The following is a 25,525-nucleotide window of genomic DNA, read 5'->3' on the forward strand; positions in this document are numbered from 1 at the left end:
GCGTCGAGATGATCGGCGGCCAGATGGTGACCAGCGTGCTGCTGTTGTCGCAGAAGATCTTCTACTTCCATATGCCGGTGGCTATCACGTCGTTCATCGCGCTGGCGTTCGCGGGCTATTACGCGGTTCGCTTCCTCATGACGAAGAACCGCCGCTTCGACACCTGCTCGAAGATCGCGATGGAGATCGCGCTGCTGTTCGTGGCGTGCACGATGATCACGGGCGACTTGTGGACGAGGTTCGAATGGGGCGTGTGGTGGACGTGGGATCCGCGCCTGACGACGTACCTCATCCTCATGCTCATCATCATCGCGTACTTCATCCTGCGCAACGCCATCGACGAGCCCGAGCGTCGCGCGACGTACGGGGCGGTGCTCAGCATCATCGCCCTCATCGACGTGCCGATCTGCTTTATGGTAACGCGCCTGATTCCCTCCAGCATCCACCCGGTGGTCGTGCGCGAGGGCGGCATGTCGGCCGATATGGGCATCACGCTCATGTTCTGCCTCGTCGGCATCATGCTGATCGGGTTCGCCCTGTACCGCTTCCGCTTCCGCCAGGTTCGCCTGACCGAGCGCGTCGAAGCGCTGAAGGAGCAGTTGGAAGACTGAGGGTCCGCCGTTCTGCGAACGGCGGAGCGGGGCGATCTCGGGCACTGCGGAAGCCCTCGCTGACCTTGCTGGACCTGTGGGATGTTCGTTGTTGATAAAAGGAGAAACTTATGAATCCGGTTCTCGTAGAGATATACAGCACCATCGTTCCGTCGATGCCGTTCATCATCGGAGCGTACGTGCTCATGTGGTTGGCTATTCTGGTGTACATGCTGGTCATCACGCTGAGCTACAAGAAGGCCGAGAAGCAGATGGCGGTTTTGGAAGAGGCCGTCGCGGAACTGCAGGCAAAGTAGCAGGATGGCGACGGGTTTTCCCGTCGTGCTACAATAACCGAACACCATGGACGAAGCGCCGCTTCTGCGGCGCTTCGCGCACGTTACAGAGAAAGGTATGCCCATGAAGGCTCTCATTCCCGCTGCCGGCCTCGGCACGCGCTTCCTGCCCGCCACGAAGGCGCAGCCGAAGGAAATGCTGCTGGTAGTCGACCGACCGGCCATCCAGTACGTGGTGGAGGAGGGCCTCGCGTCTGACGCCGACGAGGTGGTCATCATCAACAGCCGCGAGAAGAAAGCCATCGAGGAGCACTTCTCGCCGAACCCGGAGCTTGTGGAGCTGTTGCGCGCCCGCGGGAAGGATGCGTATGCCGACGCAGTGGAGCGCGTGGGCAACTACAACGTGAGCTACGTGTACCAGGACGAGGCGCTGGGCTTGGGGCATGCGGTGCGGTGCGCGCACGAGAAGACGGGCGACGAGCCGTTCTACGTGCTGTTGGGCGACGTGCTGGTGCCCGACAACAAGATGCTGCCGCGCATGCAGAAAGTGTCCGACGCGCACGGCGGCGCCAGCGTCATCGCCGTCATGCCGGTGCCGGACGACCAGGTCAGCCGCTTCGGCGTCATCGCGGGCGAGGCCGTGGCCGACGACGTGTGGAAGATCGACGCGCTGGTGGAGAAGCCGGCGTTGGAGGACGCGCCGTCGAACCTGGCCGTGTTTGGCCGCTACCTCCTCAGCGCTCGCGTGATGGAGCTTTTGGCCGACGTGGAGCCCGGCGTGGGCGGCGAGATCCAGCTGACCGATGCGCTGGACGCCGTGCTGCGCGAGGAGGAGATGTACGCGCTGATCATCGACCCCGCCGACGGCTTCGACACCGGCACGGTGGAAAGCTGGCTGGAAACCAACAACGTGCTGTTCAGGCGCGCAGCAGAATAGCGAGAACAACCGTCGCCGAGCGTAACGGAGCGATTGCGAAGGCCTGCCGTCATCTGGCAGGCCTTCGAATAGTATAATGTCCTCGAAAAAGCGTATCCGGCAGCTGGAGGTGTCATGAGGCACGCGCGCGGCGAAAGAGGCATGATCGGGCTTGCGGCTGCCGTTGCCTCCGTGGTCATCGTCGCCGTTATAGGAGGAGCGCTGCTAGTCCACGCGTACTCGGACACGGTTCGCAATCTTACCCGCAAAGACAGCATCGGATACTTGGCTGATATATCCAGCCAGATCACCGAGAACGTGCGCACGGTCACCTCTCAGATATTCTCGGCGATGGAAACCATCGAACGCGGTCAGATGACGTTGGTGGAGAACGGCGCCACGCTCGACGAGCTGAACGGAGAAATGGCCGAGGATAGGGATCGGTGGAATCTGTCCCGCCTTGCTTATGTGGACGAGGACGGCGTGTGGTACTTCGCCGACACCACGCAGCGCTACACCAGGTCGCAGGACTATCTCAACAAGACGTTGCTTGAAGGCAAACGTTCCATCTCGGGTATCGAGACCATGGACGGCCAGGATGTGCTCGTGTTTTCAATTCCCGTGAACGCGGTCATCGATGGGCATCACATGAAGGCGCTTGCGGGCGTGTACGGGGTGGACGAGATGCTGCAGCTCCTGTCCATCGATTCGTTCGAAGGGAGAGGATACGCCTGCATCGTCAAGGACGACGGTTCGGTGGCGGTGCGTCCCGAGGATCAAACGGCCATCAGCGGCGAGTACAATATCGTGTCGGCTTTGGAGAGCCAGAACGCCGATGACGAAGAGCCGGTCCACGTTCTGCGGGCGGGGCTCAAAAAGGGGGAACAAGGCGTCGTTCTTGCGAAGTACAACGGCGTCAGTTCGTATTTCTGCTATACGCCTGTGGGCGTGAGCGATTGGCATCTGCTGTCCATCGTTCCCAGCGATTACGTCGATCAGAGGACGAACAGCCTGTATCTGCTGACCGTGGCGGTGGGCGTTACGGTGGCGTTGGTGTTCGGCGTGATCATGCTGTTCATCGTGATCGTGCAGCATCGCAATCGTCGACGGTTGGAGGCCATCGCCTACGTGGATCCTGTTACCGGCGGAGACACGGCCGGCCGGTTTCGCGAGCGCTATTACGACGTCGTCCGAACGGATCCGCGTAACTTGGTGCTCGTGTACGCCAACATAGCCAAATTCAAGTCGTACAACGATCGCGAGGGCAAGGAGGGCGGAGACCGTCTGCTCAGGTCGGCGTACGACATGATAGAGCGGCAGCTGCGCGAAGGCGAGTTCGCGGCACGCGTCTCCGCAGACCATTTCGTCATTCTGTTGCGCGAGCCTGACGAGGCATCGACGAAGGAGCGTCTAAACGAGTTCAGGCTCACGTCCGAGAGCGTCGGCGAGCAAGTGCTCGTGTCGATGGACTTCGGCGCTTACATACTGGACGACGATGCGCTCGAGCAAGAGTTCACGCTCGTGACCGATGCGGCTAACTTGGCGCGTGCGAGCGCGGAGAAGCGGATGCTTCCAAGCGGTGCACGCGTTGGCTTCTATGATGATCGCCTCCGTCGGCGCTTCCTTCGAGAGAAGGAGCTCGAGGATCGCTTTCCCCATGCGCTTGCGAACGGCGAGTTTCATATGTATTTGCAGCCGAAGGTTGCGCTGCCCGAGCGCTGCATCGTCGGTGCCGAGGCGCTCGTGCGCTGGATCTCTCCGGAAGGCATGCTCTGCCCGAACGAGTTCGTTCCGCTCTTCGAGCGCGACGGCGTTATCGCCGAGCTGGATTTCTACATGTTTTGCCAGGTGTGCGCTTTGTTGAAGCGATGGGAGCGGGAGGGGAGGCCGCTTTTCTGCGTTTCAGTCAACGTCTCGCGCTCGAACTTCGACGTTTCGGATTTCTTCGCGCGCTACGAGCGCCATATCGCCGAGAACCAGGTTCCGGCTCGCTACCTGGAATTCGAGTTCACCGAGTCCGTCGTGTTCGATCGCACCGGCGAGATCAACCAAGTTATTCGGCGCATCCACGCGTTAGGCGCACGTTGCTCCATGGACGATTTCGGGAGCAGTTACTCCAGCCTCAACATGTTGCGTAGTCTCGAAGTGGATATCATCAAACTTGACCAGGGGTTCTTCCGCGGAGATACCGACATGGACAAGGCAAGGAGCATCGTCAACGGCATCGTGGGCATAGCGCGCGACATGCGTATCGAAACGGTTGCCGAAGGGATCGAGGATATGGGACAGGTGGATTTCCTCGAGAGCGTCGGCTGCAATGTGGTGCAGGGGTACGTGTTCGGAAAACCAATGCCCGCCGATGAGTTCCAGGATTTCAAACTAGACGATACGATGAGGGGAAACGGAGATCGCGGTGAAAGCGTTGAAGAGAGCCGGTAAGGCGGCGAAGACGTTCGCGTCGATCGCGCTAGCGGGGTCGCTGGTCGGCATCGGACTGGTCGGCTGTTCCGGCGAGGCTATGGGCAATGCGTCCGGACGCGACGATGAGATAGTGCTGACGGTATCGAAATGCCAGACCAAGGAGCTGCCGCAGGAGCTGTTGGACGAGATGACCAATCGTCACCCCAACCTGCGCTTCGAGTTCGATACGTATTCGAACAGCAACTATTCCGCGCAGATCGTCACCGAGCTCGAGCAGCGCGATATCCCCGATATCCTGATCAACACGCGCAATCAGGATCTGACCGAGGATTTGGAGCATAATCTGGTGGATCTCGCGGCGTACGATTTTTCCAGCGAGTACCTTCCCAGCGTTCTCGATCGCATGACCATCGACGGCAGCCTCTACTATCTGCCGGGTTACCTGACGCTTGCAGGGTTCTTCTACAACAAGGACCTTTTCGCCGAGCACGGCTGGGAGGCGCCTCAGTCGCTCGAGGAACTCATTGCCCTCAACGAGCAGGCGAAGGCGGAGGGCATCCGGCTTATGGCGTACTCGATGGAGCTGACGGGTCAACGCTTCCTGCAGCTGACCAATATCGCTTCGGCGCAGTTTCTGCACACGCCGCAGGGGTCGTCTTGGGAACAGGATTATCTTGCGGGCGAAGCGAGCATGGTGGGCACGTTCGAGCCTTTCATGGACGAGTATCGGCTTTGGCTCGACAGCGGATTGATTTCGGCTGACGACCTTTCCCTGTCGAATTCGGACGCCGCGGAGATGTTCGCGAACGGTGACGTGGCCATGATCTACGGCGTTGCCAACAACGTGAAGACCACTGATTTCGACTTCGATTTGGGCCAAGCTCCGTTCCTTGCGAGAGGCGAGGGCGAAGATAACGGCTGGTACCTGTATGCGGTCAGCTCGTACTACGGTATTAACAAGAAGCTGGAAGAGCCGGGCAACGAGGAGAAGCTGGCCATAGCGCTGGAGATGTTCGACCTGATGAGCACCCCCGAGGGCCAGAGCATGTTCACGGATGGCGCGGAAGGGCGATATCCGGCCACGAGAAAGGCGGACGGCGAGCTCCACGCGCCGCTTTTGAGCGATTACCGCAACGTGGTCGACCGCAATAACCTTGTGGAGTTGGCGGCTTACACTGCGCCGCTCTTGCTGGGAGGAGAGGCGCTGGGCGGGTACATCGCTGGCACCGTCAGCGCCGAGGAAGCGTTGCAGGCCTGCGACGAGGCTATGAAGTCCAACAAGTCGGAAACCCAGATCGGCGACGTAGTGGCACATATCGAACGCGACCTGAGCCGGGAGGAGACCGTCCGATACTTCGCCGACGCGTTCAGGGAGTACGGGGGCACCGACCTGTGCCTTATGCTGCCTGGCGGCATGGCAGACGGGCAAATGCATCCTTATGGGATTTCCGGCAAGCTGTACGAAGGGGAGCTGCACGCCAATGAGCTGACCGTGCTCTTGCCCAATGCGGGGAAGCCGGTGCCCACGCTGGCCACTGCGCGCATTTCGGGCGAAGACCTGCGCGCGGTGCTAGAGAGCGGGCGCACGTTCGAGCGGAAGGACGCGTCGAGGGAGGCCCTTGCTCCGTTCCGCTACGAGGTGTCGGGAGCCGAGGTGGACTATGATGCAGATCGCAAAGTGCGATCGCTCAAAGTGAACGGCGTTGAAGTCGCCGACGAAGACGTATTCACGGTGACGTATTTCGACGGGGCGGTCGAAACGTCCCGCTTGACCGATGCGGCGGTGTCGGACGTGAAGCCCGTCCCCGCGTTCACTGCTTGCAAGGCCGCGCGTTGACGCACTGCCGCCCGTCGTGCGACGGGCGGCAGAGTGAGGTGAAGCCGGGATGCCGCGGAAGCGGCCGGGTTCCGAGACGCAGTCGTACGTAGCCGTCTAATTCACAACGTTCTGCGGGGCACCCTCCACGAACGCGCCGACGTTAGCGGTCACGGTAGCCAGCAAGCGTTCGCGGGCTTCGTGGGTAGCCCAGGCGATATGGGGCGTTACGATGATGTTCTGGCCTTTCGCTTGCAGCAAGGGGTTGTCGGGTTGCATGGGCTCCACCGACACGACATCGGCTGCGAAACCCGCCAGCTTGCCGGATCGCAGTGCGTCCACCACGGCCTGCTCGTCCACCAGCGTGCCGCGCGCAGTGTTCAGGAGGTACGCTCCGTCCTTCATGCGGCCGATGGTCTGGGCGTTCATCATGCGGTCGGTTTCGGGCGTGGCCGGTGCGTGCAGGGTCACCACATCCGAAACGGCCAGCAGCTCGTCGAGGCTCACTTGGCGCACGCCATCGCTTTCCAGTTGGGGTTTTGCCGATCGATTCTCGAACACCACGGGCATGCCGAAAGCACGCGCGATGCGGCATACTGCCTGCCCGATGCTTCCCATGCCGACGATGCCCATCGTCTTGCCTGCCAGCTCCACGAGCGGCGTGTTCCAGAACGAGAAGTCCTTGGCGCGCGTCCAGTCGCCTTCCATGACCAGATTGGAATGCTCTCCTACATGCAAGCACAGCTCCAGCAGCAACGCGAACGTCATCTGCGCCACGTCGGGCGTGGAGTAGGCGGGCACGTTCGATACGATCACGTCCGCATCGCGCGCCGCGTCGAGATCCACCACGTTGTAGCCGGTGGAGGTGAGCGCGATCATCTTGAGGCGAGGAGCCCAGCCGAGCGCCTCGGCGTTCCATTCCGTCTTGCTCGACACGACGATGTCGGCTTCGGCTACCCGAGTTTTCAGCTGGTCGCGCGACGTGCGGTCGTACACGGTGACGGTGCCGAACCGGTCGAGCGCGTCCCAGCTCAAGTCGCCGGGGTTGTTCACCTGTCCTTCGAGGACCACGATGTTCATAGGCGTTCCTTCCCGAGAAAAGGATCGGCCCGGGGAGAGGGGAGCTCCACCGGGCCACAAGGAGGGGATGATGCGGCACCTATTGGGTGCCGCTCTGCTTTAAGGGGTAAGCAGATGCAAACTGAAAAGGAGGGGAGCCTTTCGTTTGCTGAAGCTATTATAAAAGTTGACATTGAATATCATATGATGCACGAGTGCATGTTTTGTGAATTGGGGGCCTTGAAAGTAACAGATAGGTAAACATGACGCAAAAAGACAGGGAAAACCCCTGACGCGGAAGCTCGAGCTGATTGTCCAACGGAGCGCCGGGGGTTTGACGGCGAAAACGACGTCGGGCGGTAGGAATCGACCGGTTTGGCAATTCTGGCGAGGACCCGGCTGCGGCGCTTCGGGCTTGCCGAGCGCGATCGAAGGCGTTTCCCCAGCTCGGGTTCTCGAAACGTCAAGTGAAGCACTCGGCGGGATTACCAAACCGGTCGATTGCTGCCAAGAAGCGGGGGTCTTGCCGTCGAACCGAGGACGTCGCGGGCCTGTCGGGTCCGTGGTCGGGGATCGTCCGAAGCCGTGCGGTTCCACGTGGAGCTGCAGCTGGGATCCCGCCCCAAACCGTGGAGTCCCTCTTAGTGTTTCATGTGAAACGTTTGTACGCGCATGCTTGTTCGGCCGCACGGCTTCGCCATACGATGTGCTGCAAAAACGTCGGTTTGGCAGTCTTCGGCGGCCTTCGATCGCGCCCGACGCTCCTTCCCGAGGATCGGCGAGGCGTAATCCCAGTTCGCGCTTTGTCGCCGCCTCGGAACGCATCGCCAGATCGGGCCGGGACTGCCAAACCGGCGTTTTTACAGCACATAGGTTGGCGTTCGCTGTTAAACCGGGATTGACATAGCTCAGGTCGACCCGCCCCGCGAAAACTCGCCGGCGGCTCGGAAGCCCCCTTCGGCCATCGGCCGGACGCTCGCCTCGCCTGATCGCTAGCTGTCCGACAGAGGAAGCGGCATGCGGCGGTGCATGTCAATCCTGGTTTAGCAGCGTAGGTTGGCGAAATCGCGCGTTTGCAGCGAGGGACGTGACTGGGTGACGGCTCAGGCGGAGGTTCTGCCGCTCTGCCGCTCTGCCGTTCGGCCGCTGCGTGGGCGCGGGCTCCATGCATTGTCTCGGCGGGTTCGACGAAGCGAGGGGCATGAAAACGGATCGGCCCGGGGAGAGGGGAGCTCCACCGGGCCACAAGGAGGGGGATGATGCGACGCTTGCGCATCGCTCTGCTTCTAAGGGGGTAAAGCAGAGGCAAACTGAAAGGAGGGGAGCCTTTCGTTTACAGCTGCTAGTATACGGGTCGTTCGCGCACATCGTATGATGCGGGCGTGCGCGTTTTGTGAAACGATGGGTCGCAGAGTAACGGTTCGTTAACAAGGATCAAAATAGTCAGGAAAAGAAGTTTTCCGATGGGCGCCGCGCCGCAGAAATCTGGCGAGTGAAAGGTTGGCGAACGACATTGCCTCAAAGCGGCATCGACCTGAAGTAACATGTTCTACGATGATATGCGTTGGTCGATGATGCGGAAGCGGGCGTGTGCGGGTACGAGAAACAGATCGGCCCGGGGAGAGGGGAGCTCCACCGGGCCACAAGGAGGGGGATGTGCGGCACCGAGGTGCCGCCACTGCTTTGTAAGGGGAAAAGCAGTACAAACTGAAAGGAGGGGATTCTTTCGTTTGCGAGACCAAGTATAAAAGTAAGCCTTGAAGAACACGTGATCGACTCATGTTCGTCCTGTGAAATGCCGCGAAGCGTCGGCGAGCGTCCGTCTTCCTTCCTTCCGCCGCTCGAACTGCGCCGTTCGCGCGAGGTGCTTCCGTCTCGGTGTGCGCGAGCGCATCGGCTCATTTCGACGGTCGCATGTCGGGGCTCTTTTCGGTATCATGGATCACCTGACGAAAGGAACTCCCCATGCCCGATATCACGCTTCGTTTTCACAAGGACATGCTCGTGCTGTCCTCGCCGGTTGCCGTTGTACTGGCCCGGCAAGGGTTCGACGTGGAACACGATCTCGAATTCGCCAACCTTGTGGAGCCGGAGGCGGTGCGCGATGCGCTGCGCCTCAACAAGATGGCAGGCGCCCAGTGCCTCGTGGCGAACACGGAAGGCATCGCGCCTGCTCGTCTGGCGCATCGCGGCATGGAAGACCGCGCGGCGGAGATCGTGCGCACGGGCTTGTCCCTGGCGCGCGAGCTGAAGTCCCAGCACGTGCTGGTGGAGATCGGCCCGTGCGGCCTCCCCCTCGATGCCGCCAGCAAAAGCTCGCTCAACGAGAACCGCGACCAGTACGCCCGTGCCGCCCGCGCCTGCGATGGCCAGGAGTTCGACGCGTTCTTCCTCAACGGGTTCGCCAACCCGGCCGACCTCAAGTGCGCGCTCATGGGCGTGCGCCAGGTGAGCGGCGCGCCGGTGTTCGCGTCGGTGGACGTGGATGCCGACGGCATGCTGGCCGACGGCCGGCACACGTTCGAGGATGCGCTCGCCGTCATGGTGGACTACGAGGCCAGCGTGGTCGGCTTCGCCACGGCGGCTCCGCTCGATGCGGCCGTGACGTTCGCTCGCCGCGCCAGCGGGGCGGGGCGGCTGCCGGTGCTGGCTCAGCTGATCGTGCGCGAGCATAATCCGAAGCAAGGCGACGTTACGCACGAGAACCCGTATTACTGCCCCGATGTGCTGGTAGGGGCGGCCGTGCAGCTGCGTGCGGCCGGAGCCCAGTTCCTGCGTGCGGCCGGTGCCGCCACGCCGGCCTATGCAGGCGCGCTCGCGGCGGCCAGCGAAGGGTTCGACGTTGTGCGCTCGGATGTGGAGGAGTAGCATGGTAGGCTCTAACACGGTGCGCAGCCCGCATTACGGAGCGCTGCAGGATGTGGTGGATTCGCTGTACCTCGGGCTGGGGCCGAAGGAGAAGCTCCGCCGCCTCGATATCGTCGTGGCCGCCGAGGCCGCCGACCTTCCCGACGACCTGGCCGAGATCGTCAACCTGCTGCCGCCCGGCAGCTACACGCGCCAGCGCCTATGCGACCAGCTGAACTCGGCTATCGGCGGGCATGCGTGGGGGCAGGTGTACGGCACCGTCCAATAGCGCGTGGGGCGAGGCCGCTGCGGCCGGCGGGGGCATCGGTGCGAGCCCGTCGTTCGCGGTGTTCTTCTGGCGAAGCTGCTCTCCGCGTGCGCGCGTCGCCTCGGACGAGCTTCCAACGTTCGCCTGCATGCCCGTGGATATACTGTGAATCGCCCGCCGCATCCCGTGTGGGCGTTGAATCTCCACGGTTTTACCTCTTGCATGGTGGGCGCCGCGCGAGTACTATATATTCACTTTCCTAACATCACCTACTACTACATATTGTGGAAAACATGGCGTAGATCGTGTGGAAACACTGCGCATAAACCAAGCGAAGCCACAGCTCGCAGCAGGAAAACGACGAAGCAAGAAGAAGCTCGAAGAGAGGATTGGCAGCATGGTCGAGACCATCATGAAGCGCGACGGCCGAACGGTGGAATTCAAGCAGGAGAAGATCGCCGAGGCGGTGGAGCGCGCTTTCCAGGCATGCGGGGCCATGCAGGATCGCGCGGCGGCCGAGGATATCGCGCAGCGCGTGGTGGACAAGCTGGAGAGCGGCGCCATCGAGGGCGCGCCCACGGTTGAGGGCGTGCAGGATCTCGTGGAGGAGACGCTCATCGAGTCCGGCTTCGTGCAGACGGCCAAGTCCTACATCCTGTACCGCGCCGAGCGCAGCCGCTCGCGCGACGTGAACAGCCGCCTCATCCAGACGCTCAAGGACATCACGTTCTCGAAGGCGTCGGATTCCGACATGAAGCGCGAGAACGCCAACATCGACGCCGACACCGCCATGGGCACCATGCTCAAGTACGGCTCGGAGTCGGCCAAGCAGTTCTACGAGATGTGCGTCATCGATCCGAAGTTCGCGCGAGCACATCGTGAGGGCGACATCCACATCCACGACATGGACTTCTACACCCTCACCACCACGTGCTGCCAAATCGAGCTGAAGAAGCTGTTCAAGGGCGGCTTCTCCACGGGCCACGGCGTGCTGCGCGAGCCCAACGACATCGCCAGCTACGCGGCGCTGGCCTGCATCGCCATCCAGAGCAACCAGAACGACCAGCACGGCGGCCAGGCTATCTGCGACTTCGACTACGGTCTGGCCGAGGGCGTGCGCAAGACGTACCGCCGCCTGTACAAGAAGCATCTGGCCGAAGCCGTCGATCTGCTGCTGGGCGATTCCGTGGACGACTCCCGCGCGTTCGCGCAGGACGCGCTCGCGCGCATCGAGGCGGAGACGGGCGTGTGGGCCAGCCTCGCCATGGACGAGGGCTTCGAGGCCGCCGTGCGCGCGGCGCTCGTGGAGGTCGGCGCCAGCGAGGAGGCCGCCGACAAGGCCGTGGCCTATGCGGCTAAGAACGCCCTGGGCGATACCGACCGCACGACGTTCCAGGCCATGGAGGCGCTCGTGCACAACCTGAACACCATGCACAGCCGCGCCGGCGCGCAGACGCCGTTCAGCTCGGTGAACTACGGCATGGACACCTCGCCTGAGGGTCGCATGGTGGTGAAGAACATGCTGCTGGCCACCGAGGAAGGCCTCGGCTCCGGCGAGACGCCCATCTTCCCCGTGCAGATCTTCCGCGTGAAGGAGGGCGTGAACTACAACCCCGAGGATCCGAACTACGACCTGTTCAAGCTGGCCATGCATTGCTCCGCGAAGCGCCTGTTCCCGAACTTCAGCTTCATTGACGCGCCGTTCAACGCGCAGTACTACAAGGGCACGCCCGAGACGGAGATCGCCTACATGGGCTGCCGTACGCGCGTCATGGGCAACGTGTACGATCCCGATCGCGAGATCGCTCCCGGCCGCGGCAACCTGAGCTTCACGTCCATCAACCTGCCGCGCCTGGCCATCCGCTCGAAGGGCGACCTCGATCTGTTCTTCGACCTCTTGGACGCGAAGCTTGCGCTGGCGGTGGGGCAGCTTGACGAGCGCTTCGAGATCCAGGCGCGCAAGCACGTGTACAACGCGCCGTTCCTCATGGGCCAGGGCGTGTGGATCGATTCCGAGAAGCTGGCGCCTACCGACGAGCAGCGTGAGGTGCTGAAGCACGGCACGTTGTCGCTGGGCTTTATCGGCTTGGCCGAGACGCTGGTGGCGCTGACGGGCAAGCACCACGGCGAGTCGAAGGCTTCGCAGAACCTGGGCCTCGAGATCATCGGCCATATGCGCAGCTACCTCGACCGCCTGTCGCAGGAGCGCGGGCTGAACTACGGCCTCATCGCCACGCCGGCCGAAGGCCTGTCCGGCCGCTTCGTGCGTATGGACCGTGAGCGCTACGGGTCCATCCCCGGCATCACCGATCGCGACTACTACACGAACGGCTTCCACGTGCCGGTGTACTACGACATCAGCGCCTTCGACAAGATCGAGATCGAGGCGCCGTACCATGCGCTGACGAATGCGGGCCATATCTCCTACGTGGAGCTGGACGGCGACCCCAGCGAGAACCTCGAGGCGTTCGAGGCCGTCATCCGGCACATGAAGGAGAGCGGCATCGGCTACGGTTCAGTGAACCATCCGGTGGATCGCGATCCCGTGTGCGGTTACAACGGCATCATCGGAGACGTGTGCCCCAAGTGCGGCCGCACCGAGGCGGAGCACGGCCAGTCGTTCGAGCGCATCCGCCGCATCACCGGTTACCTCGTGGGCACCCTCGACCGCTTCAACGATGCCAAGCGCGCCGAAGAAGGCGACCGCGTGAAGCATCAGATGTAACAGGTTGAACGTGATCCCTCCCGACACTATACGTCTTTACGGCACGGCTCCGGATTCCATCGTCGATGGGCCGGGGCTGCGCTATGCCGTGTTCGTGCAGGGCTGCTCGCACGGCTGTCCTGGGTGCCACAACCCCGACAGCCAGCCCTGCGCGGGCGGCACGGTGCGCGCCATCGCCGACGTGGTGGCGGAGATCGCTGCCAACAAGCTGGTGCAGGGCGTCACCATTTCGGGCGGCGAGCCGTTCGAGCAGGCCGCCGCGTGCGCCGCATTGGCGCGCCAAGTGCGCGAGCTGGGACTGGACGTGTGGACGTACTCGGGCTACCGCTACGAGCAGCTGGCGGAGGGCATCCCCGATCCGGCCGCGCGCGATCTGCTCGACCAGACCGACGTGCTGGTGGACGGCCCCTTCGTCCAGGCGCAACACTCCTACCAGCTTCCGTGGCGAGGCTCCCACAACCAACGGTTGATTGACGTTCCCGCCACCCGGGCCCGCGGTCGTATCGTTTTGTGGGAAACTCACGAAGACTTCCCTGTAAAGCCCCCATCGTGGTGAGGCGCCGTCTCCTTTCCTTGGCGACGGTATGGTCGACATGGTAGGATAACGGCATGGAACAGCTTCAAAACTACATCGACGCAATCGTGCGCACCGACTGGGTGACCACGGCCATCTCGGCGGTGGTCATTCTGGCGATCACGGCAGTCGTCGCGCGTCTGACGAGGCGCTTCCTGGGCCGCGTGCTTGCCATCAACGAAGAGCGCGATTTGCCCTCAAGCTCCATCTTCATCAACATCGCCCGTGGAGCTGTGTGGATCACCGGCGTGTGCATCATGCTGTCCACCTGCTTCCGCGTGGACGTGAGCGCCGCCATCACCGCGCTCGGCATCGGCGGCATTGCCATCTCGTTGGGCTTCCAGGACACGCTGTCGAACCTCATCGGAGGTTTGCAGGTCAGCCTGCTGCGCATCATCAAACCCGGCGACAACATCGAGGTGGGCTCGTCCACAGGCGTGGTGAAAGACATCACCTGGCGCCACACCACCATACGCAACGGCGCGGGCGAGGAAGTGCTCATCCCTAACTCCATCATCAGCAAAACCGCTCTCACGCACCTTCCGCCCACGAACCAAGTAAGCTTGGCCATCGTGGTCACCACGGAAGGCCAGCATCTTGACGAAGTGGCCGAGGCTATCGAGCGCAAGGCCGGCGAGGCGGCGGCCGGCATCGGCAAGGTGGTTAAACAGCCGAAGCTCACGTTCTCGGAGATCACCGCGCAGGGCTATGCGGGTTCCATCTCGTTCAGCATGGCCGACAGCCGTACCACGGGCCGTGCAACCGATGCGGTGCTGCGCGCCGTGGCGCCGCTGACCCGAACGGCGGCGCCCGATCGCGCGGAGCAGGTGCTGGAGGAGGCGCAGCAGGAAGCCGAAGAGGCCGCTGCGCAGGAAGCCGCCGGCCATGCGCCGACCAAGCCGAAGCCTAAACCGAAGCCGACTCCCAAGCAGAAGCAGAGGCCGAGCTTCCGCAAGCGCATGGCGCGGGCGCTGCGGCTTGGGAAAGAGGAGCAATCGTGAGCGAGGAGGCGATGAAAACCATGTCCGAAACGCGTTTGACCGAAGGCCCGCTGCACCACCTCGACGGCAAGCTCGCCGAATGCGGGTGGGCCACGTCGCTTCTGCGCGCGTACGATCGCGATCGTATCAAGGCGCCGAAGCGCCGCATCAAAGAATGGGACTACTACCTGGTGAACGACGACGAGTTCGCTGTGGCGCTGACCGTCGCCGATATGGGTTACGTGGGGCTCATCTCGGCATCGGTGATGGACTTCGCGCAGGCCACGTCGCATACGGCCAGCGTGATCTCGCCGTTTCCGATGGGGCGCTTCAAGCTGCCCGCCACCTCGGCCGAGGGCGTGACCTCCTTCGAGAACAACCGCGTATCGTTCCGCTTCGAGGTTGCCGGCGGGCAGCGCCGCCTCAACGTGTGGTTCGCGGGCTTCGACGGCGGCGACGACCTGACGTTCGAGGCCGTGCTGGACGAGGAGCCGCGCGATTCGATGGTGATCAGCACGCCATGGGCCGAAGACCCGCTCGCGTTCTACTACAACCAGAAGATCGTCGCCATGCAGGCGAGGGGCAGCTTCAAGAAGGGGCTTTTGGTGCACGGGTTCTGCCCCGAGAGCTCGTTCGGCCTGCTGGACTGGGGGCGCGGCGTATGGACGCGCGACAACACGTGGTACTGGGCCGTGGCGCAGGGTTGGCAGGACGGTCGTCGCTTCGGCCTCAACCTGGGCTACGGGTTCGGCGACACGTCGGCGGCTTCCGAGAACATGGTGTTCGTCGACGGTGCTGCGCACAAGCTGCGCCGCGTGGACTTCGGCATCCCCGAGAAGACGGGCGGCGCGCACGCGAAGAAGACGGCCGATCGCTACCAGCTCATGCAGCCCTGGCATATGACCGACGACGAGGGACGACTCGACCTCGTGTTCACGCCGCTGCTCGACCGTGTGGACTGGATGGACTTCAAGCTGATCCGATCCGACCAGCACCAGGTATTCGGCCGCTTCGACGGTGCGGTGACGCTTGACGACGGCTCGGCCCTGCCTGTGTCGAACCTGCTTGGCTCTGCCGAGGTCATCCACAACGTGTACTGACGCGCTCGACGGCGAAGCGCCCCGCCGGTCGACAGGGCGCTTTTCTCGCATGCGCGACGACGCGCGTAGTTTCGGCGCGGCAGCTGGGGCATGCCCAACACCAAGGCGTCTGCCCGTTCTGCGCTAGATTGCGCACACGGCCTTCCCGCAAGCTACGCCGTCGGCGATGCTGCCCACGCCGCAGATGCCGTTGCGCACTTCGCCGCAGGCGTGCAGGCCGGCTATGGGCTGGCCGTTCTCGTCGCGCACGGCGAACGTCCCGTCGTCGGCATCCAGGCCGCCGATGGTGATATGCGCGGCCCAGGTAGCGGGCGCGGCGTAGAACGGAGGCTCCTTGACGGGGCTCAGATCGCTGAACAGGTAGCGCCCGAAATCCTCGTCCTCGCCCGTTTCGCAGAAGCCGTTGTAGCGCTCCATCTCGGCGGTGAAAGCGGTCGCGTCGACGCCCATCTGCTTCGCCAGATCCTCGAGCGTGTCGGCCTTGAACAGCTGACCCCGGCGCAGCAACGTCTCTTCTCCGGGCGACGCCTCGGTGACGTACACGCTGTTCGCGTCGCTGATCATGAAGCACAGGCTGTCCTCCTGCTCCATGAGCGCCGCCGTCATGGTTAAGCGGTCGGTCGTCTCATCCAGGAAACGCTTGCCCTGCTTGTTCACGATGGGGCTTTCGGCGAACGTGCCCGAGACGTTCTCTGCCGAGAACGTGAGGGGATCGTTGAACGGGAACATCATCTGGTTGCCCATGTCGGCAACGGCTGCGCCCAGATCGCGTGCCATGACGATGCCGTCGCCGGTGTGGCCGTTCACGTTCGTGGTTGCCAGCGTGCCGGAGGGATAGGGCCACACTTCGTTGTACTCGCGCAATAGCTCGGCATTGCCCGAGAAGCCGCCGGATGCGAGGATCACCGTCGGCGCGGTCACCTTGTACACGGTGCCGTCTTCGGCAAGCGATTCCACGCCCTTCACGACGCCGCCTTCCACTGAGAGCTTTTCCGCGGATGTGGCCAGCAGCACTTGGACGTCGAAGCCGCCCTTCGTCAGCACGTCGTCGAAGAAGTCGAAGTACCCCTCTCCACAGACACCCGTCGTGGGGTTCGACCAACGCGGGTACGTGTACCCCGTGATGAGATGGGTCGGCGTTTGCCAGGAGAAGCCCAGCTCGGTCATCCAGTCGTTCGCGGCGGCGATGTTGCGCGCAACGGGCAGGTAGACGGCGGGCGGCAGACCCTCTCCCGTGGTGGCAGCGAAGTCGAGCGCGTAGAACTCCTGCGAATCGAACAGCTTGGTATCGCCCGAGGCCTTCTAGTCGTCGTATTGCGCGCGCACGGTTGCCACGAGCTCTGGATCGGTCTCGATCACCAGCTCGCTCGCCAAAACTTCCTCGACGTAGCGGTCCAGCTGCTCGCTCATCTCCGGACGCGCTTCGGCGGGCGCGGTCAGGTATTCCAGATAGCCGCCTGATACCAGGCAGTTGCCGCCTATGTTGGAGTTCTTCTCCAGCACGATCACGCGCTTTCCCGCTTGCGCCGCCGCAAGGGCCGCGCCCATGCCGCTGGCTCCTGCGCCCACCACTACGACATCGGACTCGAGACCCTTCGTCTCGCCGACGGGCTCGCTCGCGCCTACCTTCTTGAGCTGCGACGATTTCCCGCCCGCCTCATCGACGCACGCGGCTACGGCGTTCACGATGCCCATGCTGGTCAGAGTCGCGCCGGTCACCGTGTCCACGCCCAGCCCCTGGGCGCTCACGATGCGCTCGGGCATGAGCTGCACGGCCGCGTCGGCGATGCGGGCGGTATCGCGATGCTCGATCACGCGCACGGAGGAGATGGCGTTGTCGGAGAACTCCGTCTCCACGGTGATGCTGTCGAATTTGCCGTCCGCCGCAGCTCGGTACGTGCCGGGGCGGTAGGCACCGCCTGCTTCCGCTGCGGAGCCCTTCGGTGCGCAGCCTGCCAACCCGAACAAGGCCACCTGCACTCCGGCGAGAGCGGCCGCGCCTACGAAGGTTCGGCGGGATAGGCCTCGGTGCAGGCTGGCGGGTTTCGCTGTCGGCGCGTTCTGCTTGCTGCTGGCCGTGTCGTTTTCGGTTTCCATGGTTTGCTCCCATCGATTCGGTCGAACCCCTCTGTTCGATGCATCGCAGAATATGCCGACGATGGGAACAAGCGGTACACCCCGAAGGTGGGTATTTGCGTTTCCGCAGTTCGGAAAGCAAGTTACAAAGACTGGAAACTAGACTTGACTAGGTCGATGAGTTCTTGCTTCGAATGGACGCCCAGCTTCGCGTACAGCGATTTCGAGTAGCTTTTCACCGTGTTGCGCGACAGGAACAAGGTCTTCTCGATGTGCGCCGCATCGCGTCCCTGCGACAGCAGTTTCAGCAGTTCCGTCTCGCGCTTGGTCAAGCCGTGCTCTTGCGCCAGTTCGTCGCAGGCCAGCTCTTGGAGGTCGTCGCGTGCGCGCAGGTAGCGCTTGATCAGGTCGTCGCGCTTGCGGATGGCGCGCTCCGCGGCGCGTTTCTCGCGGGTTCTCAGCAGCCAAACGCCCATCAGCATGAGGTATAAAAGGGCGAACGCGACGATGGTCATCTGGGCGAAGGCGAACTGGTTGTCCACCGCGATGAGGGAGGCCGCCGTCGAGCCTGCCATCACGAAAGGCCGCGGTGCAGCGAAGACGAGCGCCGCCCATCCCGTCAAACGGCGACGGTCGCATCGGAACACGTCGATGACCAGTGCGTACGACACGAGCAGCGCGATTTCCCATCCCATGTGCGTCAGCACTACCAAAAACACGCTGTACGCTCCGGGCACGAACGGCAAGAACAGCAGTCCGGTGGCCACGATGGCCAGCGCAACGTTCAGCAGCGCCGCGTAGCGCCTGCCGTCGAAGCGCACGTACAGGATGAACGCGCCGATGGACAGCAGCCCGCCCACCTGCGATGCGAATCCTGACGTTGCCGCGGTGACGAGGGGGTTCGCCATGGCCACGAAGTCGAGCGTCCCGTACGCGAACGAAAGCAGGACGACGTACAAGATCGGCGCGGCCAGCGTCTTGGCAGACTGCGGTTCTTCGTCCATGTCGGCGCCTCGCTCGCGCTCGAGCGTTTTCGCGGTCGTTCCCTTGTCGGGCACCGGGGCGTTCCGGGCATCCTCGAACTTCGTGGCCGCCATCTCCGTGCGCGGCGCATGAGGGCGGTCTAGCGCCACCAGCAGCACGGAGGAGGCTGCGACGAGGGTCGCGCAGGCTGCGAGCAGCGCGGGGAGGGGGAGCGCGTTGAGCGCGAGCGCGGCCGGCGCGCTGACAAGCGACGCGCAGCCCAGCACGTACGCGAAGCGATCGCGTGCGAGCAGCCCTGCGCGATCGAACCAGAGGGGGACGAGGATTCCGGCACCCATGCCGGCGCAGGCTCCTGCCCCGTAGGCGGCTTGCAGCGACCCGCTTGCGGATGCGATTCCCGCGAGCGTCAGCGCGAAGGCGTATGCGATCGTGCCGAGAGCCACCGCCGGAACGGTTTTGATCGGGTGGGCGCGCGCGACGAGGAAGACCGCGAGCGCCGCTGCGCAAAGGTTGCCGTTCAATGCGATGCCGTATCCAAGCGGGTCGGGCGCGGGCAGATCGAACAGCCAGTCGCAGTAGAAGAAGACGATGGCTACGGCGTACAGGCATGCGAATCCCAACGTGGACGCAACCGTCCCGCTCAGCTTCTCGTGAATGCCCGCCTGCATCGATGTATCGTCCATGCGTTCATGATACAACACGTCCGGCTGGACGCCGACGAGCGCCAGGATCGGTCTCGCACGATCTCTCGAATAACGTAGAGGCGCAAAACATTTTGACCACTCATCAGGGCGGCGGTTCGAGACGGTTATGACCTTTCCGTGCGCCGGCACTTGCGTTCACGACCCCCGTTCGTATAATAGGGTCGAGCCGCAGGGAGCTGCTAACTCCCCACGGCTCTCGAATCGCTTCGGCGGTTTGGCTTCTTGTTACGGCTCCTTGTCCTTGCGGAGCGGGAGCCGCTCCATTATCGCTGGCATCCAGCGCGGATCTTCCTCGATATCGCGCGCTTTCAACGCGCTTCCAACGCGGATTCCATATTTCTTGCCGGTGTTTCCAACACCGTTCGAGCGTACGCCTGGCGTGGGTCTTGCGTCGATCTAGCGCCGGCGCGAAAAAAACGGCCTCCCGAAACTTTACAGACTTTTGACCGGCGTCCGACACGGTTCTGATGCTCCGTCTTCATCATGTTCCTTGCAGCGGGCCTCCGATGCCCGTGCTTCAGCGGAAAGCAATGCGCTCGCAAAGCGCATCGAAGGAAGGAAGAAGATGAAGAAGCGTTTGGCAATGGCGGTGAGCGCGGCGGTTCTGGCGCTGGGACTGTTCGGGCTGTTCGGCTGTGCGTCGGGCAACGACGATGGTGCGAGCGGCGCAACCGACGGAGGAGCGTCGGCTTCGACCAGCCCGTCCGGCGAGGTCTCGGTCTATTCGCGCGAGGACGGCTCCGGCACGCGGGGTGCGTTCATCGAGCTGTTCGGCATCGAGGAAAAGGATGCCAACGGAGACAAGGTTGATCTGACCACTCCCACGGCCGCCATCACGAACTCCACGTCCGTCATGATGACGTCCGTGGCGGGCGACGCGAACGCCATCGGCTACATATCGCTCGGTTCGCTGAACAACACGGTGAAGGCGCTCAGCATCGACGGCGCCGAGGCTACGGCTGAGAACGTGAAGAGCGGCACGTACAAGGTGGCCCGTCCGTTCAATATCGTGACGAAGGACGGCGTGTCCGATGTGGCCCAGGACTTCATCGACTACATCATGAGTTCCGACGGTCAGAAGGTGGTCGAGGAGAACGGTTGCATCTCCGTTGCCGACAACGCGGGCTCCTATAAGGCTTCCGGCAAGTCCGGCAAGATCGTCATCGCCGGTTCCTCGTCCGTGACCCCGGTCATGGAGAAGCTGGCCGAGGCGTACAAGGCTCTCAATCCCGACGTCGCCATCGAGGTCAACCAGTCCGACTCCACCACCGGCGTGAACATGGCCACCGAGGGAACCTGCGACATCGGCATGGTCTCCCGCGAGCTCAAGGACTCCGAGAGCGGCGTGAAGGCCACGGTCATCGCCCAGGACGGCATCGCGGTTATCGTGAACCCGGATGCCTCCATCGACGAGCTTACGTCCGACCAGGTGAAGGGCATCTACACCGGCGAGCTGACCACGTGGGAAGATGTTATTCCGTCGGCCTAACAGCCGCCGGAAGAGCTCGACGCTGCGAGGCGCCGATGCACCCCGCCTCGGCGCCTCTCGCTGACATAGCCAGACCAAGGAGTGTACATGTTCCACCTGCACATCAAAGAGGGCATAGCGAAGGCGCTGTTCGTGGCCGCCGCGGGGATATCGGTCCTCGCGGTGGCTCTCATCTGCGTCTTTCTCTTCGCGAACGGCGTGCCGGCCATCGCGCAGATCGGCCTTCCCGAGTTTCTTTTCGGCACTACGTGGCGTCCCGCCAACGATATCTACGGCATCTTCCCGATGATCGTGGGCAGCATCTACGTGACCGCCGGCGCCATCCTGGTCGGCGTTCCTACGGGGCTTTTGTGCGCCATCTTCCTGTCGCGGTTCGCCAGCGGCAAGATCGCGGCGTTCCTCAAGCCGGGCGTAGAGCTCTTGGCGGGCATCCCGTCGGTTGTCTACGGCTTCTTCGGCCTGGTGATGATCGTGCCGTTTATTCGCGACAATATGCCGGGCCGCGGCCTGTCGCTTCTGGCCGCTGCCGTGCTGCTGGGCATCATGATCCTGCCCACCATCATCACCGTTGCGCAGAGCGCACTCGATGCCGTGCCCAAGAAGTACTACGAGGGTGCGCTGGCGCTGGGTGCCGATCACGAGCGCTCGGTGTTCCGCGTTATCGTTCCCGCCGCCGTCTCCGGCATCATGGCCGGCATCGTGCTGGGCGTGGGCCGCGCCATCGGCGAGACCATGGCCGTCATCATGGTGGCCGGCAACCAGCCCATCGTTCCCGAGAGCATATTCGAGGGCGTGCGCACCATGACCGCCAACATCGTGCTGGAGATGGGCTACGCGGCCGACCTGCACCGCGGCGCGCTCGTGGCCACGGGCGTGGTGCTGTTCGTGTTCATCCTGCTCATCACTATGTTGTTCAACGTTATCAAGAAGCGGGGTGAGACGAGGTAATGAGTCCCAAGCTGACGATCGCCTACGAATCGGCCGACGCCTCCCCGGCGCCCGCCGCCAACCCGGGCGATCGGATCGATGCGATGTTCGAAGCGGCGGAAGAGCGTCATCGCGCCGCACGCCGCGTGGTTTCCATGCTGCTGCGAGCGCTGGTGTATCTGGGCGCGCTGCTGACCACGGCGGTGCTGCTGTTCCTGGTGGGCTACATCCTGGTGAACGGTGTGCCGTACCTCACGCCCAGCCTGTTCGAGTGGGAGTACAACTCCACGAACGTCTCGCTCATGCCGGCGCTGGTGAACACGCTGCTGATGGCGGCCCTCTCGCTGCTCATGGCGGTGCCGGTGGGCGTGGGATCGGCCATCTACCTGGTGGAATACGCGCCGCGCGGCAGTCGTTTCGTAGCTGTCGTGCGTACCACCGCCGAGACGCTGCAGGGCATCCCGTCCATCATCTACGGCCTGTTCGGCATGTTGTTCTTCGTGACGGCGCTGCATTGGAACCTGTCGCTTTTGGCGGGTGCCTGCACGCTGGCCATCATGGTGCTGCCCGTGGTCATGCGCACCACCGAGGAAGCGCTGCTGGCCGTTCCCGACGCGTACCGCGAAGGCGGGTTCGGTTTGGGCGCCGGCCGTTTGCGCACGGTGTTTCGCTGCGTGCTGCCTTCGGCCGTGCCCGGTATCCTGGGCGGCGTGATACTGGCGCTCGGCCGGTGCGTGGGCGAGGTGGCTGCGCTCATTTTCACGGCCGGCTCCATCGCCCAGATCCCGAACTTCGCCGGCGAGGGCGCCATGGCGGTGTTCGATTCCGCCCGCACGCTGGCCGTGCACATGTACGCGCTGGCCAGCGAAGGCCTGCACGTGAACGAGACCTATGCCACGGCGGTGGTGCTGCTGGTCATGGTGGTGCTTCTGAACCTCCTGGCCACGTTCGCCGCCAAGAAGATGAACAAGGGAGGCACCGATGACTAACGTCACGCTTGAGAGAACCGCTCCGACCCAGAACGCCCCGGCTACCTACATGCCCCAGGCGCAGGGCCAGGCGGCCGACCGCCGCATCAAGGAGAAGGCGCCCGCCGACGCGCCCGCCAAGATGGGCGTGCGCAACCTCGATCTGTACTACAAGGATTTCCATGCGTTGAAGAGCATCGACCTGCAATTCCCCGAAAACCAGGTGACGGCGCTCATCGGCCCGTCGGGCTGCGGCAAGTCCACGCTGCTGAAAAGCCTCAACCGCATGAACGACCTGGTGGAAGGCTGCCGTATCGAAGGCGAGATCACGTTGGACGGCGAGGACGCCTACCGCTCCATCGACGTGAACAATCTGCGCCGTCGGGTGGGCATGGTGTTCCAGCAGCCCAATCCGTTCCCCATGAGCGTGTACGACAACGTGGCCTTCGGCCCGCGCACCCACGGCATCAAGAAGCGCGAGGATCTGGACGCCATCGTGGAGCAGAGCCTGCGCGACGCCGCCATCTGGGACGAGATGAAGGACCGCCTGAAGAAGAACGCGCTCGGGTTCTCCGGCGGCCAGCAGCAGCGCCTGTGCATCGCGCGCGCGTTGGCGGTGCGCCCGGAAGTGCTGCTGATGGACGAGGCTACCAGCGCGCTCGACCCCATCTCCACCGCTAAGATCGAGGATCTCGTAGGCGAGCTCAAGAGCAAGTACACGGTGATCATGGTGACGCACAACATGCTGCAGGCGCTGCGCGTGTCCGACAAGACCGCGTTCTTCCTGTTGGGCGAGATGGTGGAGGCCGGCTCCACCGACGACATCTTCACGAACCCGGCCGACCCCCGCACCGCCGACTACGTGGCGGGAAGGTTCGGCTAGGTCGGAGCGTTGTCATCCTGAGCGCAGCGCCGAAGTCGCGGCCTGTCATCCTGAGCGGAGGCGGCAAAGCCGCGTTCCCTCAGGATGACAAAGGGGCTTCCTTTCGGCTTTACGCAAATTTGACGTTGCCGCAAGCCCGTGGTTTTTCCTCCTGCTTTACAATAGGCTCGACGGCGGCGAAAGCGCGCTGCCGGCCGAAAGGACCAACCCATGATCTACTACGTTGAAGACGATACCAACATCCGCGACCTCACGGTGTACGCTCTCAAGCAGGCCGGATTCGAGGCGGCGGGCTTCCCGGCGGCGGGCGAGTTCTTCGCCGCGTGCAAGGAGCGCCTCCCCGAGTTGGTGCTGCTCGACATCATGCTGCCGGAAATCGATGGGCTCGAGATCCTCCATATGCTGCGCGAGAACCCGGCGACCAAGCATCTGCCCGTGATGATGCTCACGGCCAAGGGCACCGAGTTCGACACGGTGAGCGGCCTCGATGCCGGCGCTGACGACTATCTGGCCAAGCCTTTCGGCATGATGGAGCTGGTCAGCCGCGTGAACGCGCTTATGCGCCGCGCGTCGGCGCCTCCCGTCATGGCCGACGACGAGCTGTCTTGCGGTCCCATCGAACTATGCGTGTCGGCTCACACCGTGCAGGTGGGCGGCGAGCCCATCACGCTCACGCTCAAGGAGTTCGACCTGCTGCACACGCTGCTGCAGAACCAGGGGCACGTGCTGTCGCGCAGCCAGCTGCTGGAAGACGTGTGGGGCATGACGTACGTGGGGGAGACGCGCACGGTGGACGTGCACGTGCAGACGCTGCGCCAGAAGCTGGCCGCGGCGCAAGAAGGGGCCGACGCCCTCGTTCGTACGGTGCGCGGCGTGGGCTACTGCATCAAACCCTCCTCGTGAGCGCGCGCATGAGCCCGACGCATTTCAAGGTTAAGAGCCTGTCCGGCAAGATTTTCACGAGCGTGCTCGCGTTCACGTTGGCCGTCATCGTTGCGCTGTCCGTGACGATGACCACCATCTACTACCTGTCTTACGAGCACGACGCTGAAACCGAGCTTGCGGCCAGTGCCCAGGATGCGGCGCGCTATCTGAACGCCACTCCGTCGTCCGAGAACGCTCCCGCGCTGAAAGAGCAGTTCAGTGGACTGACGCGCTACACGCTCATCGATGCGGACGGCACGGTGCTGTTCGACAGCGCCGCCGACACCGATGCCATGGACAACCACGCCGACCGCCCCGAGGTGCAGGAAGCGGCAGACATGGGCGAGGCCGTCACCATGCGCTACTCTGAAACGCTGGGCACCGACACCGTGTATGCGGCGGTGAAGCTGGACGACGGCAGTATCGTGCGCCTGTCCGAGACGCGGCATTCGCTGCTATCGTTTCTCAGCGAGATGCTCATGCCCGTGCTCATAGCGCTCATCGTGGCAGTGGCGCTCGTGTTCCTGCTGTCGAAGATACTTACGAGCCGGATCATGAAGCCCATCGACGCGCTCGATTTCGCGAACCCTTTGGACAATGAGATATACGAGGAGATGGACCCGCTGCTCATCCGGATCGACGAGCAACAGCGCCAGCTCAAGCAGCAGAACAGCGAGCTGGCCGAAGCCGAGAACATGCGCCGCGATTTCTCCAGCAACGTGAGCCATGAGATGAAGACGCCCCTGCAGGTGATATCGGGCTACGCCGAGCTCATGAAGAACGACATGGTGCAGCCCTCCGACCGCCAGAAGTTCGCCGCGCTCATCTACGACGAGGCGCAGACCATGCGCTCGCTGATCAACGACGTGCTGACGCTGTCGAAGCTTGACGAGTCGGCCTTCGAGAACGACGGTGCGACGGCCATTAACCTGTACGCGGTGGCGCAGCGCGTGGCCGGGAGGTTGTCCAGCTTCGCGG

21 protein-coding genes are annotated in these 25,525 nt (G+C 63.2%); 17 read left to right on the forward strand and 4 right to left on the reverse strand.

Going from position 1 to position 25,525, the window contains the following annotated elements:
* From ACMO6A_RS08720 to ACMO6A_RS08740, 5 genes are all read left to right on the forward strand, one after another.
* Positions 1–611 (forward strand): cytochrome c biogenesis protein (locus ACMO6A_RS08720; RefSeq protein ID WP_418471118.1); only part of this gene is annotated, 611 nt, incomplete at its 5' end.
* A 110-nt stretch (positions 612–721) separates the two neighbouring features.
* Positions 722–907 (forward strand): hypothetical protein, encoded by a 186-nt coding sequence (locus tag ACMO6A_RS08725; RefSeq protein WP_009306699.1) that lies wholly within the window; start codon positions 722–724, stop codon positions 905–907.
* A gap of 103 nt (positions 908–1,010) precedes the next feature.
* A complete protein-coding gene (locus ACMO6A_RS08730) occupies positions 1,011–1,823 on the forward strand; it encodes a UTP--glucose-1-phosphate uridylyltransferase (protein WP_114516377.1) in 813 nt (270 codons plus the stop codon).
* Between the two features lie 114 nt (positions 1,824–1,937).
* Positions 1,938–4,241, forward strand: a complete 2,304-nt coding sequence (locus ACMO6A_RS08735; RefSeq protein ID WP_229062571.1) for an EAL domain-containing protein — start codon at positions 1,938–1,940, stop codon at positions 4,239–4,241.
* On the forward strand, positions 4,216–6,060 hold the full coding sequence (locus ACMO6A_RS08740; RefSeq protein WP_114516372.1) for an extracellular solute-binding protein: 1,845 nt from the start codon (positions 4,216–4,218) through the stop codon (positions 6,058–6,060). The genes ACMO6A_RS08735 and ACMO6A_RS08740 overlap by 26 nt, the downstream gene beginning before the upstream one ends.
* A gap of 96 nt (positions 6,061–6,156) precedes the next feature.
* Here the strand turns inward: ACMO6A_RS08740 and ACMO6A_RS08745 are convergent, their stop codons facing one another.
* Positions 6,157–7,119 (reverse strand): D-2-hydroxyacid dehydrogenase, encoded by a 963-nt coding sequence (locus ACMO6A_RS08745; protein WP_114516371.1) that lies wholly within the window; start codon positions 7,117–7,119, stop codon positions 6,157–6,159.
* 1,944 nt (positions 7,120–9,063) lie between these two features.
* Here ACMO6A_RS08745 and ACMO6A_RS08750 point away from each other — a divergent pair.
* The 6 genes from ACMO6A_RS08750 (at position 9,064) to ACMO6A_RS08775 (ending at position 15,592) form a co-directional block, all read left to right on the forward strand.
* Positions 9,064–9,966, forward strand: a complete 903-nt coding sequence (locus ACMO6A_RS08750) for a homocysteine S-methyltransferase family protein (protein ID WP_021409623.1) — start codon at positions 9,064–9,066, stop codon at positions 9,964–9,966.
* 1 nt (position 9,967) lies between these two features.
* Positions 9,968–10,234, forward strand: coding sequence for a hypothetical protein (locus tag ACMO6A_RS08755; protein WP_021409631.1), 267 nt, complete (start codon positions 9,968–9,970; stop codon positions 10,232–10,234).
* Between the two features lie 376 nt (positions 10,235–10,610).
* Positions 10,611–12,938 (forward strand): anaerobic ribonucleoside triphosphate reductase, encoded by a 2,328-nt coding sequence (locus ACMO6A_RS08760; protein ID WP_015761255.1) that lies wholly within the window; start codon positions 10,611–10,613, stop codon positions 12,936–12,938.
* A 10-nt stretch (positions 12,939–12,948) separates the two neighbouring features.
* The gene (gene nrdG / locus ACMO6A_RS08765; RefSeq protein WP_114513293.1) at positions 12,949–13,494 is read left to right on the forward strand and encodes an anaerobic ribonucleoside-triphosphate reductase activating protein; all 546 of its coding nucleotides are present in this window, start codon (positions 12,949–12,951) and stop codon (positions 13,492–13,494) included.
* A gap of 53 nt (positions 13,495–13,547) precedes the next feature.
* Positions 13,548–14,513 carry a mechanosensitive ion channel family protein gene (locus ACMO6A_RS08770; RefSeq protein WP_009609437.1) on the forward strand — a complete coding sequence of 322 codons (966 nt, stop codon included), beginning with the start codon at positions 13,548–13,550 and terminating at the stop codon, positions 14,511–14,513.
* Positions 14,510–15,592 (forward strand): DUF2804 domain-containing protein, encoded by a 1,083-nt coding sequence (locus ACMO6A_RS08775; protein ID WP_114513285.1) that lies wholly within the window; start codon positions 14,510–14,512, stop codon positions 15,590–15,592. The genes ACMO6A_RS08770 and ACMO6A_RS08775 overlap by 4 nt, the downstream gene beginning before the upstream one ends.
* A 123-nt stretch (positions 15,593–15,715) precedes the next feature.
* Here ACMO6A_RS08775 and ACMO6A_RS08780 read toward each other — a convergent pair whose 3' ends face one another.
* The 3 genes from ACMO6A_RS08780 to ACMO6A_RS08790 form a co-directional block, all read right to left on the reverse strand.
* Positions 15,716–16,759, reverse strand: coding sequence for an FAD-binding protein (locus ACMO6A_RS08780; protein ID WP_114513286.1), 1,044 nt, complete (start codon positions 16,757–16,759; stop codon positions 15,716–15,718).
* Between the two features lie 135 nt (positions 16,760–16,894).
* The gene (locus ACMO6A_RS08785) at positions 16,895–17,689 is read right to left on the reverse strand and encodes an FAD-dependent oxidoreductase (protein WP_114513287.1); all 795 of its coding nucleotides are present in this window, start codon (positions 17,687–17,689) and stop codon (positions 16,895–16,897) included.
* Positions 17,690–17,811: 122 nt separating this feature from the next.
* On the reverse strand, positions 17,812–19,335 hold the full coding sequence (locus tag ACMO6A_RS08790; protein WP_114513288.1) for a helix-turn-helix transcriptional regulator: 1,524 nt from the start codon (positions 19,333–19,335) through the stop codon (positions 17,812–17,814).
* 586 nt (positions 19,336–19,921) lie between these two features.
* On the opposite strand from ACMO6A_RS08790, the gene ACMO6A_RS08795 reads away from it, so the two are divergent.
* The 6 genes from ACMO6A_RS08795 to ACMO6A_RS08820 form a co-directional block, all read left to right on the forward strand.
* The gene (locus ACMO6A_RS08795) at positions 19,922–20,845 is read left to right on the forward strand and encodes a substrate-binding domain-containing protein (RefSeq protein ID WP_035585723.1); all 924 of its coding nucleotides are present in this window, start codon (positions 19,922–19,924) and stop codon (positions 20,843–20,845) included.
* Between the two features lie 87 nt (positions 20,846–20,932).
* Positions 20,933–21,793: a phosphate ABC transporter permease subunit PstC gene (pstC, locus tag ACMO6A_RS08800; RefSeq protein ID WP_009306687.1), complete on the forward strand. Its 861-nt coding sequence runs from the start codon at positions 20,933–20,935 to the stop codon at positions 21,791–21,793.
* Positions 21,793–22,761 carry a phosphate ABC transporter permease PstA gene (gene pstA / locus ACMO6A_RS08805; protein WP_021409625.1) on the forward strand — a complete coding sequence of 323 codons (969 nt, stop codon included), beginning with the start codon at positions 21,793–21,795 and terminating at the stop codon, positions 22,759–22,761. The genes pstC and pstA overlap by 1 nt, the downstream gene beginning before the upstream one ends.
* A gap of 121 nt (positions 22,762–22,882) precedes the next feature.
* Entirely contained in the window at positions 22,883–23,623 is a 741-nt protein-coding gene (gene pstB / locus ACMO6A_RS08810; protein WP_021409640.1) for a phosphate ABC transporter ATP-binding protein PstB, read from the forward strand.
* A gap of 210 nt (positions 23,624–23,833) precedes the next feature.
* Positions 23,834–24,526 (forward strand): response regulator transcription factor, encoded by a 693-nt coding sequence (locus tag ACMO6A_RS08815; protein ID WP_009306684.1) that lies wholly within the window; start codon positions 23,834–23,836, stop codon positions 24,524–24,526.
* A gap of 8 nt (positions 24,527–24,534) precedes the next feature.
* On the forward strand, positions 24,535–25,525 hold a 991-nt coding region (locus ACMO6A_RS08820; RefSeq protein ID WP_418471119.1), incomplete at its 3' end, for a histidine kinase dimerization/phospho-acceptor domain-containing protein.

Source organism: Eggerthella sp., from assembly GCF_048329335.1.
Lineage (GTDB): Bacteria > Actinomycetota > Coriobacteriia > Coriobacteriales > Eggerthellaceae > Eggerthella > Eggerthella lenta.

Coding starts and splice junctions, on each gene's coding strand:
- ACMO6A_RS08730 (WP_114516377.1), top strand. CDS start 1,011: ATGAAGGCTCTCATTCCCGCTGCCGGCCTCGGCACGCGCTTCCTGCCC.
- pstC (WP_009306687.1), top strand. CDS start 20,933: ATGTTCCACCTGCACATCAAAGAGGGCATAGCGAAGGCGCTGTTCGTG.
- pstB (WP_021409640.1), top strand. CDS start 22,883: ATGGGCGTGCGCAACCTCGATCTGTACTACAAGGATTTCCATGCGTTG.
- ACMO6A_RS08755 (WP_021409631.1), top strand. CDS start 9,968: ATGGTAGGCTCTAACACGGTGCGCAGCCCGCATTACGGAGCGCTGCAG.
- ACMO6A_RS08785 (WP_114513287.1), bottom strand. CDS start 17,689: ATGGAAACCGAAAACGACACGGCCAGCAGCAAGCAGAACGCGCCGACA.
- ACMO6A_RS08725 (WP_009306699.1), top strand. CDS start 722: ATGAATCCGGTTCTCGTAGAGATATACAGCACCATCGTTCCGTCGATG.
- ACMO6A_RS08795 (WP_035585723.1), top strand. CDS start 19,922: ATGAAGAAGCGTTTGGCAATGGCGGTGAGCGCGGCGGTTCTGGCGCTG.
- ACMO6A_RS08790 (WP_114513288.1), bottom strand. CDS start 19,335: ATGGACGATACATCGATGCAGGCGGGCATTCACGAGAAGCTGAGCGGG.
- ACMO6A_RS08750 (WP_021409623.1), top strand. CDS start 9,064: ATGCCCGATATCACGCTTCGTTTTCACAAGGACATGCTCGTGCTGTCC.
- ACMO6A_RS08760 (WP_015761255.1), top strand. CDS start 10,611: ATGGTCGAGACCATCATGAAGCGCGACGGCCGAACGGTGGAATTCAAG.
- ACMO6A_RS08780 (WP_114513286.1), bottom strand. CDS start 16,759: ATGACCGAGCTGGGCTTCTCCTGGCAAACGCCGACCCATCTCATCACG.
- ACMO6A_RS08770 (WP_009609437.1), top strand. CDS start 13,548: ATGGAACAGCTTCAAAACTACATCGACGCAATCGTGCGCACCGACTGG.
- ACMO6A_RS08815 (WP_009306684.1), top strand. CDS start 23,834: ATGATCTACTACGTTGAAGACGATACCAACATCCGCGACCTCACGGTG.
- ACMO6A_RS08735 (WP_229062571.1), top strand. CDS start 1,938: ATGAGGCACGCGCGCGGCGAAAGAGGCATGATCGGGCTTGCGGCTGCC.
- ACMO6A_RS08745 (WP_114516371.1), bottom strand. CDS start 7,119: ATGAACATCGTGGTCCTCGAAGGACAGGTGAACAACCCCGGCGACTTG.
- pstA (WP_021409625.1), top strand. CDS start 21,793: ATGAGTCCCAAGCTGACGATCGCCTACGAATCGGCCGACGCCTCCCCG.